12 protein-coding genes are annotated in these 14,122 nt (G+C 71.2%); 5 read left to right on the top strand and 7 right to left on the bottom strand.

What is annotated here, in order from left to right; all coding sequences use genetic code 11:
* Both nuoN and AB0I91_RS03015 read left to right on the top strand, forming a co-directional pair.
* Complete coding sequence (gene nuoN / locus AB0I91_RS03020; RefSeq protein ID WP_498776433.1) at positions 1-1,572, top strand: NADH-quinone oxidoreductase subunit NuoN; 1,572 nt, start codon at positions 1-3, stop codon at positions 1,570-1,572.
* 21 nt (positions 1,573-1,593) lie between these two features.
* On the top strand, positions 1,594-2,595 hold the full coding sequence (locus tag AB0I91_RS03015) for a polyprenyl synthetase family protein (RefSeq protein ID WP_498776435.1): 1,002 nt from the start codon (positions 1,594-1,596) through the stop codon (positions 2,593-2,595).
* 28 nt (positions 2,596-2,623) lie between these two features.
* Here the strand turns inward: AB0I91_RS03015 and rarD are convergent, their stop codons facing one another.
* Positions 2,624-3,487 carry an EamA family transporter RarD gene (gene rarD, locus AB0I91_RS03010; protein WP_498776437.1) on the bottom strand — a complete coding sequence of 288 codons (864 nt, stop codon included), beginning with the start codon at positions 3,485-3,487 and terminating at the stop codon, positions 2,624-2,626.
* A gap of 257 nt (positions 3,488-3,744) precedes the next feature.
* On the opposite strand from rarD, the gene AB0I91_RS03005 reads away from it, so the two are divergent.
* A complete protein-coding gene (locus AB0I91_RS03005; protein WP_499634962.1) occupies positions 3,745-5,658 on the top strand; it encodes a sunset domain-containing protein in 1,914 nt (637 codons plus the stop codon).
* 85 nt (positions 5,659-5,743) lie between these two features.
* On the opposite strand, the gene AB0I91_RS03000 is transcribed toward AB0I91_RS03005, so the two are convergent.
* The 4 genes from AB0I91_RS03000 to AB0I91_RS02985 form a co-directional block, all read right to left on the bottom strand.
* Positions 5,744-6,799: a 2-oxoacid:ferredoxin oxidoreductase subunit beta gene (locus AB0I91_RS03000; protein ID WP_498776441.1), complete on the bottom strand. Its 1,056-nt coding sequence runs from the start codon at positions 6,797-6,799 to the stop codon at positions 5,744-5,746.
* Positions 6,796-8,697 (bottom strand): 2-oxoacid:acceptor oxidoreductase subunit alpha, encoded by a 1,902-nt coding sequence (locus tag AB0I91_RS02995; protein WP_498776443.1) that lies wholly within the window; start codon positions 8,695-8,697, stop codon positions 6,796-6,798. Before AB0I91_RS02995 ends, AB0I91_RS03000 begins: the two co-directional genes overlap by 4 nt.
* A gap of 218 nt (positions 8,698-8,915) precedes the next feature.
* The gene (locus tag AB0I91_RS02990; RefSeq protein WP_499634959.1) at positions 8,916-9,677 is read right to left on the bottom strand and encodes an enoyl-CoA hydratase; all 762 of its coding nucleotides are present in this window, start codon (positions 9,675-9,677) and stop codon (positions 8,916-8,918) included.
* A 10-nt stretch (positions 9,678-9,687) separates the two neighbouring features.
* Complete coding sequence (locus tag AB0I91_RS02985; protein ID WP_230566443.1) at positions 9,688-10,128, bottom strand: Lrp/AsnC family transcriptional regulator; 441 nt, start codon at positions 10,126-10,128, stop codon at positions 9,688-9,690.
* Between the two features lie 75 nt (positions 10,129-10,203).
* On the opposite strand from AB0I91_RS02985, the gene ddaH reads away from it, so the two are divergent.
* A complete protein-coding gene (ddaH, locus tag AB0I91_RS02980) occupies positions 10,204-11,082 on the top strand; it encodes a dimethylargininase (RefSeq protein ID WP_498776447.1) in 879 nt (292 codons plus the stop codon).
* A 70-nt stretch (positions 11,083-11,152) separates the two neighbouring features.
* Here ddaH and AB0I91_RS02975 read toward each other — a convergent pair whose 3' ends face one another.
* Positions 11,153-11,722, bottom strand: coding sequence for a TIGR03086 family metal-binding protein (locus AB0I91_RS02975; RefSeq protein ID WP_499634956.1), 570 nt, complete (start codon positions 11,720-11,722; stop codon positions 11,153-11,155).
* 63 nt (positions 11,723-11,785) lie between these two features.
* On the opposite strand from AB0I91_RS02975, the gene AB0I91_RS02970 reads away from it, so the two are divergent.
* On the top strand, positions 11,786-12,547 hold the full coding sequence (locus tag AB0I91_RS02970) for a DUF6597 domain-containing transcriptional factor (RefSeq protein WP_499634953.1): 762 nt from the start codon (positions 11,786-11,788) through the stop codon (positions 12,545-12,547).
* 278 nt (positions 12,548-12,825) lie between these two features.
* Here AB0I91_RS02970 and AB0I91_RS02965 read toward each other — a convergent pair whose 3' ends face one another.
* A complete protein-coding gene (locus tag AB0I91_RS02965; protein ID WP_498776453.1) occupies positions 12,826-13,863 on the bottom strand; it encodes a LysR family transcriptional regulator in 1,038 nt (345 codons plus the stop codon).
* Positions 13,864-14,122 lie beyond the last annotated feature (259 nt).

The following is a 14,122-nucleotide window of genomic DNA, read 5'->3' as shown; positions in this document are numbered from 1 at the left end:
GTGACGACGTTCCTCTCGCAAGTGGAGCGGCTGCAAGCCCCGGAGATCGACTACGGGGCCGTCGCACCGTTGCTGATCGTGCTCGGCGCGGCCTGCCTCAGCGTGCTGTTCGAGGCGTTCCTGCCCAAGGCGCAGCGGTGGGCGGCGCAGGTCGTGCTGACCCTGCTCACGCTCGCCGCGGCGGGCGCCGGGCTGGCCTGGTACGCGTCCGCGGAGAGCACCCTCGAGCAGGGCAAGCTGACGCTGTCGGGCACGATCGCGGTCGACCGCCCGGTGATCTTCCTGTGGGGCACGCTGCTGCTCCTGGGCCTCGGCGCGGTGCTGCTCATCGCGGACCGGTCGGTCGAGCCGGGCGGCGCGTTCGTCGCGGACGCCTCGATCCTGCCCGGCGCGCCGGTCGGCGTGCGCGAGCAGCTGCGCCGCCGGGAGATGCAGACCGAGGTCTTCCCGCTGACGTTGTTCGCGCTCGGCGGGATGATGACCTTCGTCGCGGCGAACGACCTGCTCACCATGTTCATCGCGCTGGAAGTGCTGTCGCTGCCGCTGTACCTGATGTGCGGCCTGGCCCGCCGTCGCCGCCTGCTGTCGCAGGAGGCCGCGGTGAAGTACTTCCTGCTCGGCGCGTTCGCGTCGGCGTTCTTCCTGTACGGCGTGGCCCTGCTGTACGGCTTCGCGGGCTCCGTGAAGCTGTCCGACATCGCGACCGCCACCACGGCCACCGACCGGTCCGACACGCTGCTCTACGCGGGCTTCGGCCTGCTCATCGTGGGCCTGCTGTTCAAGGCCTCCGTCGGCCCGTTCCACGCCTGGACGCCGGACGTCTACCAGGGCTCGCCCACGCCGGTGACGGCGTTCATGGCGGCGTGCACGAAGGTCGCCGCGTTCGGCGGCATCCTGCGCGTGCTCTACGGCGCGTTCGAGCGGTCGAGCTGGGAGTGGAACGGCGTGCTGTGGGGCGTGGCCATCGCGTCCATGGTGATCGGCGCGGTCCTCGGCCTGACCCAGACCGACGTGAAGCGGATGATCGCGTACTCCTCGGTGGCGCACGCGGGCTTCCTGCTGATCGGCGCGATCTCGCTGAACGACCAGGGCCTGTCCGGCACGATGTTCTACCTGATGGCCTACGGCTTCACCACGATCGCCGCGTTCGGCATCGTCAGCCTGGTGCGCAACGGCGACGGCGAGGCCACCCACCTGTCCCAGTGGGCGGGTCTGGCCAAGCGGTCGCCGGTGGTGGCGGGCGTGTTCACGTTCCTGCTGCTCGCGTTGGCCGGCCTGCCGCTGACCAGCGGGTTCGTCGGCAAGTTCGTGGTGTTCGCGGCGGCCGTCGAGGCCGAGATGGTGCCGCTGGTCGTGATCGCCCTGGTGGCCTCGGCGGTGGCGGCGTTCTTCTACCTGCGGGTGATCGTGCTGATGTACTTCAGCGAGCCCGCGGCGGACGGCCCGACGGTGAGCGTGCCCGGCGCGTTCACCACGGTGGCCATCACCCTGGGTGCGGCGATCACGCTCGTGCTCGGCGTCTTCCCGTCGTTCGCGCTCGATTGGGCGGGTGCCGGCACGTTCATCTTCTAGTGGTACGTAGGCTCTGTAGCCGTGACCAGTAGCGAGCGGGCGGGGACGGGGTTCCGGTTTGCGGACCCCGTGCTCGCGGAGGTGGTTCAGGACGGGCTGGCCGAGGTGGAAGAGCTCTTGCACAAGGTCGTGCAGAGCGAGTTCCACCCGGTGATGGAGACGTCCTTGCACCTGGTGTCCGCGGGCGGCAAGCGCATCCGCCCGCTGTTCACCATCCTGTCCGCCCAGTTCGGCGGCACGTGGGACCGGGAGAGCGTGATCAAGGCGGCGGCGGTGGTCGAGCTGACCCACCTCGCCACCCTGTACCACGACGACGTGATGGACGAGGCCACGATGCGCCGCGGCGCGGAGTCGGCCAACGCGAAGTGGGACAACAGCATCGCGATCCTGACCGGCGACTACCTGTTCGCGCACGCGTCGGCGCTGGTCGCGGACCTGGGCACGGGTGCGGCGCGGATCATCGCGGAGACGTTCTCCGAGCTGGTGACCGGCCAGATGCGCGAGACGATGGGCCCGCGGGCCGGTGAGGACCCGGTCGCGCACTACCTGACCACGATCGCGGAGAAGACCGGTTCGCTGATCGCCACGGCGGCGCGGTTCGGCGCGATGTTCTCCGACGTCACGCCGGAGCAGGTCGAGGCGCTGCAGTCGTACGGCGACGTGATCGGGGCGGCGTTCCAGATCTCCGACGACGTCATCGACATCGCCTCGCCGTCGGAGGAGTCGGGCAAGACGCCCGGCACGGACCTGCGCGAGGGCGTCAAGACCCTCCCCATGCTCTACGCCCTGCAGGACGAGCCGGACTCACGCCTGGCGAAGCTCCTGGCCGGCCCCATCACCGACGACGCCGAGGTGGACGAGGCCCTGACCCTCCTCCGCGCCTCCACGGGCCTCCAGCGGGCCCGCCAGACCCTGGACGACTACGCCGCCCGCGCCCGCGCCACCCTGGGCGTCCTGCCCGCCGGCACGGCCCGCGACGCCCTCGAATCCGTGAGCGAGTACGTCGTCACCCGCTCCCACTGACCCGCGTGCCCTACTTCCGGAACGCGGGTCAGGTCAGGTCGGGGAGGGGGAGGCGGCGGCGGGTGCGGACGGTGTCCGCGGTGAAGATGGCCAGGGCCACCCAGACCAGGGCGAACCCGAACCAGCGCGACGCCGGCATCGGCTCGTGCATCACGAACACGCCCCACGCGAACTGGAGCACGGGCGCCAGGTACTGCAGCATCCCCATGGTCACCAGCGGCACGAGCCGGGCGCCCGCGCCGAACAGGATCAGCGGGACGGCCGTGACCAGCCCGGCCGAGACCAGCCACAGCGCGTGACCCCACCCGCCCGAGTGGAAGGTCCCTGCCGGGCCCAGCCAGACCAGGTACCCGACCGCGATCGGCGCGAGCACGATGCTCTCCGCGGTCAGGCTGGCCGTCGCGTCCAGCGGCACCGTCTTCTTCAGCAGCCCGTAGACGCCGAACGAGCAGGCCAGCACCAGCGAGATCCACGGCAGCCTGCCGTAGTCCACCGCCAGCACGACGACCGCGGCCACCGCGATGGCCAGCGCGGCGTACTGCGGCAGGCGCAGCCGTTCGCGCAGGACGAACACCCCGAGCAGCACGCTCACCAGCGGGTTGATGAAGTAGCCGAGCGCGGCCTCGACGACGTGCGAGGTGTTGACCGCGTGGATGTAGACGCCCCAGTTGACCGCGATGAGCACGGACGCCGCGGCCACCATCGCCCAGCCGCGCGCCGACAGCCTCCGGATGCCCGCCCAACGGCCGAGCACGGCGGTGATGACCACCATCACGACCAGCGACCACGCGATGCGGTGTGCCAGGATCTCCACGGAACCGGCCGGCTGCAGCAGCGGCCAGTACGCGGGCACGATGCCCCAGAGGAGGTACGCGCCGACGCCGAACGCCATCCCACGGCTCGTGCGGTCGACATCCGTCGTGGCAGTGGAGGCAGAGGTCAACGGCGGCACCCGGACTACTGTACGCGGCCGTTTTGGCTGGTCAGTTGCTCCAGGTGGCCTACTATCGATACCTGACCACAGGTCCGGCCGGCCCCACGCGCCGGACCCGGCGGTCAGGGTAGTTTTGCACCGCTTCCCCTTCCGGGTGAAGGCTTGGAAGCGGAGCGTGTCGGGGTGTGTGACAAGCAGCAGTGGGAGGGTCTCCCGTGAGTTCGCTCTTCGGGCAGGTGTGGCTGTGGAGCCTGCTGTCCTTCGTGGCAGGCGTCGCACTCACCTGGCTGGTCCTGGTGCGTCCGGCGAAGCGGGAGCTGGAAGACCTGGAGGAACGCCTCCTCACGTCGCCCCGCCCCGCCACCGGCTCGACCTCGGGCAGCTCGGTCGCGCCGAGGGCCGACGCGGGTGACGAGTTCGACAACTGGCACGTCGAGGCGTCCCGGTCGCTGGCCGACGACGTGCTGACCCCGGCCGCGCCGCGGTACGAGCCCGCCGCCGAGCACGCCCGGTTCGACGCGCCGCCCGAGCCGGCCCGCTACGACGTGACGAACCTGAAGCTCGACCAGCGCGACTCGCTGCTGGAGGAGCTGGACGACGAGCACCGGCCGTTGTCCGACTTCGAGGAGCAGCACGACTTCCCCGAGCACGACGCCGAGCCGCCCCGCAGCCTGTTCGAGCGGCTGACGCCGGGCGAGGACGACCGGGAGGCGCTGGAGCCCCGGCCGCGGTCCTACGCGCCCGACGACGAGCCCGAGCTGCCCGCCGAGACGACGCACCTGATGCCGGCGGTGCCCGCCGCGCCGGTCGCCGAGGTCGCGCCCCGGCAGGAGGAGCCGACCGCGCCGCCGGAGGTCGAGGTCTTCCAGCCGCGCGAGGTGTGGCGCGAGGAGCCCGTCCGCGAGGTCTACGACGAGGACGTGGACACCGCCGGCCACGAGGAGGAGGACGAGCCGGAGCCCAGGCCCGGCGCTGCCGAGGAGACGGCGCTCATCCCGGCCACCGCGCTGGCGCAGGCCATCGCCGAGGTGGACGGCGAGCAGCGGCGGACCGAGGAGCCCGAGCCGCAGGTGTGGCCCGAGCACGACCTCACCGGCCACTTCGCGCCGGTGGACGTCGAGTCGGCGCGTGGTGAGCTGTCCGAGCAGGCCACGAGCCCGACGTCCAGCGACGAGGCATTCCTGAACCAGCTGTCGCGGACCGACGCGCGGCCGACCGAGGCCCTGACCGAGGTGCGCCCGGTCGACCCCCGCCTCGCCGAGCCCGTCGCGCGCCCGGCCGACGACGTCCGCGAAGAAGAAGGCCCGCAGACCGACGTCATCCGCGCCGTGGCCGACTCCGCGCCGGTGGAGCCGGAGCCCGAGGTCGCCGAGCCGCCGCGCGCCCCCGAGCCCGCCGCCGCGCCCCAAGCCGCCACGCCCCGGCCGACCGCCGCACCGGCCGCCGAGCCCGAGGTGGCGGAGCCGCCGGCGTTCGAGCCGACGTTCGTCCCGCCGCCCGCCGAGCAGCCCCTGCCCACCCGGTCGGCCGAGAAGCCCGCGCCGAAGCCGGAGCCGAAGAAGGACGAGCCGGCACGGCCGCGCAGCCTGTTCGAGCCGCTGGCGGACGACGGCGAGGAGCCGGAGCCCGAGCAGCCACGCCCGGCGCCCGCGTCGTCCGGCAACGACCAGCCGTTCGTGCCGACGCTCTCGCCCGAGCTGCTGGCCGGCAACCCGCTGCCGATGAACCCGACCGGCCTGCCGCAGCGGCCCACCCGTCCCGCCGGCGCCCCGCGCACGCCCTCGCCCGCGCCGCTCGCGCCGAAGCCGATCACGCCGCCGCCACCGCGCCCGGTGCGCCCGCGCCCGGTCGGGTTCAGCCCGAGCACCGGCGGTCGGCAGCCCGCGGCCGGCAGCACCCGCTTCCAGGGCCAGCAGGAGGGCTTCAACCCGCGCTCGCCGTTCGGCCCCGGCTCCGTGCTGCCGAAGTCCGACGGCCTGGCCCCCGCGCCGGAGTTCCAGGTCAAGGCGACCCTGACCGGCCGCCGGTACTTCACCAACGAGTCGGCGAACTTCCGCGAGACGCGCGCGGACGTCTGGTTCCGCACCACGACGGACGCGGAGAAGGCGGGCTTCCGCCAGGCTCCGTAGCCACGGCTTCCCTGGGGAGGGAAAGCGCGAAGACCCCCTGTTCCGGGAGGCGGAACAGGGGGTCTTCGTCGTCGTGGGTGGCGTTCTAGCCGGCCACGGTCCAGGTGTCCTTGCCGTGCAGCAGCGCGCGCAGGTCCGCGGGCTTCGCGGCCTTGGCCTGCTCCACCTGCTCCCGCGCGGCGTCGTCGTACGTGGTCCGCGCGGTGTTGCGGAACACGCCGGTGACGGTGTGCTGGAGGTCCTGCGTCGACAGCCGCGACAGCGCGAACGCCAGGTTCAGGTCCGACGCGTCGTGCACCACGACGTCCTCCGGCGAGACGTCCGCCGACTTGGCCACGGCCAGGCCGAAGCCCTCCCGGACCACGGCGTACTCGCCGTTGCCGAACGTGATCGGCTGCCCGTCGACCACGTTGATGATCCGGCGCGCGGCCTCGTCGGCGTCCTTGAGCACGTCGAACGCGCCGTCGTTGAAGATCGGGCAGTTCTGGTAGATCTCGACCAGCGCCGACCCGCGGTGCTCGGCCGCCTGCCGCAGCACCTCGGTCAGCCCCGCCCGGTCCGAGTCGACCGCGCGGCCGACGAACGTGGCCTCCGCGCCCAGCGCCAGCGACACCGGGTTGAACGGGTGGTCCAGCGAGCCGAACGGGGTGGACTTGGTGACCTTGCCCTCTTCGGACGTCGGCGAGTACTGGCCCTTGGTCAGGCCGTAGATCCGGTTGTTGAACAGCAGGATCTTGAGGTTCACGTTGCGGCGCAGCGTGTGGATCAGGTGGTTGCCGCCGATGGACAGCGCGTCGCCGTCACCGGTGACCACCCACACCGACAGGTCCGGCCGGGCCACGGCCAGGCCGGTCGCGATGGCCGGCGCGCGCCCGTGGATGGAGTGCATGCCGTAGGTGTTCATGTAGTACGGGAACCGCGACGAGCAGCCGATCCCCGAGACGAACACGATGTTCTCGCGCTTGAGGCCGAGCGTGGGCAGGAACGACTGCACGGCGTTGAGCACCACGTAGTCGCCGCAGCCGGGGCACCAGCGGACCTCCTGGTCCGACTTGTAGTCCTTGGCCTTCTGCGGCTCGTCCGCCGTGGGCACGCCGACCAGCCCACCAACGGTCGGCAAGCCCAGTTCCGTCGCCGTCATTCGGACACTCCCTTGATCACGTCGGCGAGCACGTCCTGAAGCTCTTCGGCCTTGAACGGCAGGCCTTGCACCTTCGTGTAGCTGATCGCGTCGACCAGGTACTTGGCGCGCAGCAGCAGCGCCAGCTGGCCGAGGTTCATCTCCGGCACGACGACCCGGTCGTACCGGGCGAGCACGTCGCCGAGGTTCTTCGGGAACGGGTTGAGGTGCCGCAGGTGGGCGTGCGCCACCGGCATGCCCAGCTTGCGCACCCGCCGCGCCGCCGCGCCGATCGGGCCGTAGGACGAGCCCCAGCCGACGACGAGCACGCGCGCCTCACCGGACGGGTCGTCCACCTCGACGTCGGGCACCTCGATGCCGTCGATCTTGCGCTGCCGCAGCCGCACCATGTAGTCGTGGTTGGCCGGGTCGTAGGAGATGTTGCCGGTGCCGTCGGCCTTCTCCAGCCCGCCGATGCGGTGCTGCAGGCCGGCCGTGCCTGGCACCGCCCACGGCCGCGCCAGCGTCTCCGGGTCGCGCAGGTACGGCCAGAACGTGCCGTCCGGCGCGTTCGGCTCGGTGGCGAACGCCACGCGCAGGTCGGGCAGGTCGGCCACGTCCGGGATGAGCCACGGCTCGGAGCCGTTGGCGATCGCGCCGTCGGACAGCAGCAGCACGGGCGTGCGGTAGACCAGCGCGATGCGCGCGGCCTCCAGCGCGGCGTCGAAGCAGTCCGAGGGCGACCGCGGCGCGACGATCGCGACCGGCGACTCGCCGTTGCGGCCGAACATCGCCTGGAGCAGGTCGGCCTGCTCGGTCTTGGTCGGCAGGCCGGTGGACGGGCCGCCGCGCTGCACGTCGATGACGATCAGCGGCAGCTCGGTCATCACGGCCAGGCCGATGGTCTCCGACTTCAGGGCCACACCGGGGCCGGACGTCGACGTCACGCCGAGCGCGCCGCCGTAGGACGCGCCGAGCGCGGCGCCGATGCCCGCGATCTCGTCCTCGGCCTGCAACGTCGTGATGCCGAAGTTCTTGTGCTTGGACAGCTCGTGCAGGATGTCCGACGCCGGCGTGATCGGGTACGTGCCCAGCACCAGGGGCAGCCCGGACTGCTGGCCTGCGGCGACGAGGCCGTAGGCGAGCGCGGTGTTGCCGGTGATCTGGCGGTAGGTGCCCTGGTCGAGCTTGGCGGGCGCGACCTCGTAGGTGACCGCGAAGGACTCGGTGGTCTCGCCGTAGTTCCAGCCCGCCCGGAACGCCAGCACGTTGGCCTCGGCGATGTCGGGCTTCTTGGCGAACTTCTCGCGGAGGAACCGCTCGGTGCCCTCGGTGGGCCGGTGGTACATCCAGGACAGCAGGCCGAGGGCGAACATGTTCTTCGCCCGTTCCGCGTCCTTCTTGCCGAGGCCGGTGTTCTCCAGGGCGCCGATGGTCAGCGTGGCCATCGCGACCTTGTGCACCTGGTAGGCCTCGGTGAGGGAGTTGTCCTCGAGGGGGTCGGCCGCGTAGCCGACCTTGACCAGGTTGCGCTTGGTGAACTCGTCGGTGTTGACGATCAGGATCCCGCCCTTGGGCAGGTCGTCGATGTTCGCCTTGAGCGCCGCCGGGTTCATCGCCACCAGCACGTCGGGGCGGTCGCCGGGGGTGAGGATGTCGTAGTCGGCGAAGTGCAGCTGGAAGCTGGAGACGCCGGGGAGCGTGCCCTGTGGCGCCCGGATCTCGGCCGGGAAGTTCGGCTGGGTGGCGAGGTCGTTGCCGAAGGCGGCGGCTTCCGAGGTGAAGCGGTCACCCGTCAGCTGCATGCCGTCGCCGGAGTCGCCGGCGAACCGGATCACCACGCGGTCGAGCTTGCGGACCGTGCCGGTCTTGTCCGGCGAGCCACCTGGCGCGGCGCCGTTACCAACGTCGGTAGTCATGTCCTACGCCGATCCCTTTCCTCACAACGCCCGAGGGCTGCTGCCCCCGTGCCCCTCCGCGAGGGTAGTCGTGCCCGCGCGGGAGCCGGTTTCTCCTGTACCACTGTGCGGGACGGTACGTCCCACCAGGTGCGCGGGGCGCGAACTGGGCAGTATCCGAGTAGTACCGGCCGGTAACTGTTACTCGAAGTTACAGTTATTCGGGCCGGCTGTCCAGGTCAGTCGCGGCTGCTGATCCGGGCCTTCATCGCGGCGAGCTTGGCCTGGAACTCCGGCGTGGCGATCGAGGCCACCTGGGGCGTCAGCTCGGTGTCCACGGCCTGGGCGTGGTCGGCGAGGGTCGCGGTGGTGCGCATGGACGCCTTGATCGTGCGGACCAGGTCGCGCGGGGCGTCGGCCGACGGACGCGCGAACTCGACCGCGGCGGCGACCAGCTCGTCGTGCCCGCCGTCGACCTTCGCCCAGGCCAGCCCGTGGGATACCGCCGCGTCCGCGGGCAAAACCTGGCCGAACAGGGTCATCGCGGTCGCGGTCTGGGGGCCGGCGAGCCGGTGCAGCATCCACGTCATCCCGCCGCCGGGGTGGATGCCGAGCTGGAGGAACCGCGCGTCGAACTTCGCGTTCGCGTTGACCAGGCGCACGTCGCACGCCAGCGCCAGGTTGAGGCCCGCGCCGACCGCCGCGCCGCCGACCGCCGCGATCGTGGGCAGCGCGCAGCCGGCCACCGCGAGGAACCCGGCGTAGATGCGCCGCAGGCCCTCTTCCCGGGCCTCGCCCAGCGCGGTGAGGTCGGCGCCCGCGCAGAACGCCGGTGGCGCGCCCGTGATCACGACGGCGTGCACGTCCGCGTCGTCCTCGCAGGTCCGGACGGCGGCCACGAGCTGGTCGGAGAGGTCGAGCGTGAGCGCGTTGCGGCGTTCGGGGTCGTGCACGGTGATGACCGCCACGCGGTCGGAGCGTTGCAGGAGCACTTCGGCCATGCGCGCGACTCTAAGGTGCCGGCGGGCGGTCCAAGAGTCGGGACAGCACTACGGTCGAGACGGTGCGGTCGATGATCTCGACGGCCCGCAGCCGTTCCAGCGCGGTCTCCAGGTGGTGGATGTTCGCCGCGCGCAGGTGCACGATGGCGTCCGCCGCGCCGGAGACGGTGTAGGCGGCGCGGACCTCGGGCATCGGCTCCAAGCGCTGCTGGATGTCGTGCGGCGCGACGTTGCCGCGGCAGTGCACCTCGACGAACGCCTCCGTGCCCCAGCCGAGCTGCTCGGGGTCGACGACGGCGGTGAAGCCGCGCAGGACGCCCGTGTCCAGCAACTTGTCCACCCGCCGCTTCACCGCGGGTGCGGACAGGCCCACCTCCTTGCCGATGTCGGCGTAGCTGGAGCGGGCGTTCGCCATCAGGCGCGAAATGATTCGCTGGTCGATCGTGTCCACACGCAACATTCTGCCCTAGAAGACGCAATATCGCGGCGTTGTTCGAGGGTCAGACGGCAATCTACATTTCGATCCATGACCTCGGTTTCCTTCGCGGGCCCCGGTGACGAGCCGATCGTGCTCGACGTCGCCACGTCCGCCGCGCAGGTGCGCGTGCCGACCACCCGTCGGTACCTCATGTGCCCGCCCGCGTACTTCACGGTGGAGTACGCGATCAACCCGTGGATGGACCCCACGCAGCCGATCAGCACGTCGTTGGCGATGGAGCAGTGGACGGCCCTGAAGGAGACCTACGAGCGCCTCGGGCACGAGGTCGAGACCATCGAGCCGCAGCCGGGGCTGCCGGACATGGTCTTCTCGGCCAACTCCGGCACGGTCATCGACGGCCAGGTCCTCGGCTCCCGCTTCCGCGCGCCCCAGCGCGCCGCGGAAGCCGACCACTTCCGCCGCTGGTTCCTGGCCAACGGCTACCGCGACGTCGTCATGCCGGAGCGCACGAACGAGGCCGAGGGCGACTTCACCTGGACCGGCAAGTACCTGCTGGCCGGCACGGGCTTCCGCACGGACCCCCTGGCCCACTCGGAGGCCCAGGAGACCCTGGGCGTGCCGGTCATCTCCCTGCAACTGACCGACCCCCGCTACTACCACCTGGACGTGGCCCTGTTCGTCCTGGCGGACGACCTGATCGCCTACTACCCCGACGCCTTCTCCCCGGGCAGCCGCCGCGTCCTGCGCCGCCTGTTCCCGGACGCCGTCATCGCGACCGCCGAGGACGCCGCCTGCCTGGGCCTGAACGCGGTCTCCGACGGCCGCCACGTGATCCTGCCGGTCGAGGCGACCGCGCTGGCGGACCAGGTCGCCCACCGCGGCTTCGAACCGGTCTTCGTCGACATCTCGGAACTCCGCAAGTCCGGCGGCGGCCCGAAGTGCTGCACGATGGAACTGCGGGACTGATCCCCTTCGACTTCGCGCTGGTCAGCCGGCATCTGGCCGCCTGACCAGCGCGAACATCACGCGGTCGGAGCTACGGCGTGCGGCCCGTCAGGCCGACGATTCGCGCGATCAGGGGCGCGTCCGACGGCACGGGCACCTCGGGGCCGAAGAGGCCCATGTCGCGTCCCATCGACGCGGTCAGGACGAGGTCGGCGTGGACGAACTCCAGCACGTCCCCGTCCCACGACGGCGCCTGGCCCGTGGCCTTGGCCAGGTCCCACGTGTGCACGACCGTCTCGCCCAGCACCATCGCGCCGATCATTCCGGCCGGCGTCTCCTGCGGGCCGCCCATCGTCGTCGTGCCGGTCCAGGCCGACGGCTCGCCCCACGCGACGGCGCGGTCGCGCAGCAAGTCGCCCAGGTCCGCGGCCCAGTCGCCCCCGGTGAGGTCGACGTCCGCGTCCGAGGCGGCGGGCGGCGGCACGGGCGCCTTGCGCGCGGAGGCGTTCAGCGACGGCCCCCAGAACAGCAGGTGGTTGACGAGCTTGCGGACGTCGAACTCGGCGCACGGCGTCGGCGCGCCCAACTGGTCGGGCTTGATGTTCCCGACGACCTCCAACGCGGTCGCCACGGCTTTGTCGATCAACTGCTCACGGGACATGCCGCCCACCGTAGGAACGGTCGCCGCGGGTGTATTGAACAAAGGCGACATACCCTCGCGACCGTGACGAGGGACGAGCGCGAGTTGGCGTGGCAGCGGCACCAGAGCCACGAGTTCCACCAGCCCTCGCCCGACCTGGCCGCGCACGTGGCGCGGTACTGGGTGGTGCGGTGGCGCTACGACCGGCCGTACCGCCAGCTGATCGTGCCCTACCCGAACGTGCACCTGACGTTCCACGAGGGCGGCGCCGTGATCGCCGGCGTGTCCAGCGGGCACGTGTTCAAGGAGCTCGACGGCGCGGGCCGGGTGTTCGGCGTCGCCTTCCGCCCCGGCGCCTTCCGGCCGTTCCTCGGCGCGCCGGTCCAGTCGCTCACCGACCGGACCGTCCCCGCCGAGACCGTCTTCGCCGACCTGCCCGCCCACGCCGACCTCGACGCCGTGGAGGCCCTGCTCCGCCGCAACCTGCCCGAACCGGACCCGAGGGCGGCGGAGGCGGTGGAGATCGTCGAGCGGATCATCCGCGACCCCCTGATGACGCGGGTGGACGTGCTGGCCCGCGAGGTCGGCGGCAGCGTCCGGCAGCTGCAACGCCTGTTCGCCGAGCACGTCGGCGTCGGCCCGAAGTGGGTGATCCGCCGCTACCGCCTGCGCGAGGTGACCGAGCGCATGGAGGCCGGCGGCCGGATCGACTGGGCGGCGCTGGCGGCCGACCTCGGCTACGCCGACCAACCGCACTTCGTCCGCGACTTCACCGCCATGGTCGGCGAGACGCCCACCCGGTACGCCGAGCGCTACGGCGACGCCGTGGCCACCGGCCGGCGCTGAACCGTCCGCTGTCACCCATAGGGCTGATCGCTCTAGCGGACCGACCCCGGTCGGTGCTCCGATCGACGGCACTCGCTGTCGACCAAGGTAGGGAGCGCGCCATGAACGACCTCGACGCCCAGCGTCCGTCGCCCCAACCGCAACAGGAGCAGGAGGAGCCCGTGGAACGGCAGAAGCCTCAGGAGCCGAAGCCTCTCACCGGACTGGAGTGGCTGGTGCGCCAAGCCCAACGGCGCCGTGAGGAACGCCCGGCGGACCCGGCGCGTTAGGCCGCACCGCTAGTCCGACACCTCCCGCTGGAACGCTGCCCACAGCAGGTTCAACGGGTGGTCGGCCGGGAACTTCGCCCGCTCGTCCTTGCGGGCGAAGACCCCGACCAAGCGCTCCAGCTGCGGTTTGCGGTCGTTCGTCAGGGCGACCACCCGCAGGCCCGACCCCTCGCGCAGCTCGTTGTTGGCGGCGACCACGCCGAGGCCGGACGTGACGATCATGCAGCCCTCGACCAGCCCGGACCGCAGCAGCGACATGCCGTACTGGATCTCGTCGATCTCCGCCGCGATGTCCAATTCGTTCCGGTAGTCCGATCCGAACCAGCCGCGCAGGAATTCCGCGATCAACCCGTCACCGGGCACGACCAGCGGCAGCTTCGGCAACTCCCCGGTGCCGACGCTCGCGCCGAGCCGGCTCTCCGGCAGGTTCGTGAGCAGCGCCAACCCGCCGCGCCGCCACTCGATCACGTCGAAGTCCTCGACCCCGCTGTTGCGGCCCGCGTGCGTCACCACGCTGCCGCACACGATGTCGACCTCCTTGGACTCCAGGCTCTTCCAGATGTCCTTGGTGCGGATGTGCACGACCTTCAGCTCCACGTCACGCCGGCGGAAGTCGTCCGCCACGTGGTGCCACGCCTTGGCCAGCGAGTCGAGCATGAACCGCGTCGTGCCGACGGTGACCGTGGTGCCGAGCTTGCGGCGGCACTCGTGAATCGAATCCAGCCACTCGGTCAGGGTGGTGCGCGCCAATTCGACCAGCGCCTCGCCGGTCTGGGTGATCAGCACGTCTTTTCCCCGGCCCTGCTTGACGACCAGCGGCTCCCCGCACAACGACTTGAAGTTGCGGTTGAGCGTGTCGATCTGCTTCTGCACACTGGACTGCTCACGGCCGAGCACGCGGGCCGCGCGCAGTGCCGATCGCGTCTCGTACACCGCGATCAAGGTCCTGAGCTGGTCCAACGTGGTGTCCATCAGCAAGGGTGAGGTGTGCAGGAGCCTGCTGAGCTGGTTGCCCGCGGGCAGGAGCAGTTGCGCCGAGGTCGACATGCAGGGCCTCTCGGGTCGGGGCGTGATGTTCTACCGATTAGTTGTACTGAACTTGACCGCAGTTCGTGCTGAAATTATCCGAAGATCTTGATGGATTTCCCTGGACAGGTATACGCGATCCGTAAGAGACTTCTGCCGCAACCAGGTGCTTGTTCACGTGGGTGCAATCAGGGGGGTATTGGGGGGTTGGGGGGGCCGCCCGGCCGCGCCCCCCCGGGGCCCCCCCACAATAAAAAACCCCCCCAAGCGGTTGGAAAAA

Origin of the sequence: Actinosynnema sp. NPDC049800 (assembly GCF_040656635.1) — a bacterium.
Lineage (GTDB): Bacteria > Actinomycetota > Actinomycetes > Mycobacteriales > Pseudonocardiaceae > Actinosynnema.
The sequence above is the reverse complement of the archived record's forward strand: the minus strand, read 5'-3'. Positions and strand labels throughout refer to the sequence as shown.

Excerpts from the sequence above, each read along its gene's own strand:
- AB0I91_RS02975 (WP_499634956.1), bottom strand. The coding sequence starts at position 11,722 with ATGTCCCGTGAGCAGTTGATCGACAAAGCCGTGGCGACCGCGTTGGAG.
- AB0I91_RS02990 (WP_499634959.1), bottom strand. The coding sequence starts at position 9,677 with ATGGCCGAAGTGCTCCTGCAACGCTCCGACCGCGTGGCGGTCATCACC.
- rarD (WP_498776437.1), bottom strand. The coding sequence starts at position 3,487 with ATGGCGTTCGGCGTCGGCGCGTACCTCCTCTGGGGCATCGTGCCCGCG.
- AB0I91_RS02965 (WP_498776453.1), bottom strand. The coding sequence starts at position 13,863 with ATGTCGACCTCGGCGCAACTGCTCCTGCCCGCGGGCAACCAGCTCAGC.
- AB0I91_RS03000 (WP_498776441.1), bottom strand. The coding sequence starts at position 6,799 with ATGACGGCGACGGAACTGGGCTTGCCGACCGTTGGTGGGCTGGTCGGC.
- ddaH (WP_498776447.1), top strand. The coding sequence starts at position 10,204 with ATGACCTCGGTTTCCTTCGCGGGCCCCGGTGACGAGCCGATCGTGCTC.
- AB0I91_RS02995 (WP_498776443.1), bottom strand. The coding sequence starts at position 8,697 with ATGACTACCGACGTTGGTAACGGCGCCGCGCCAGGTGGCTCGCCGGAC.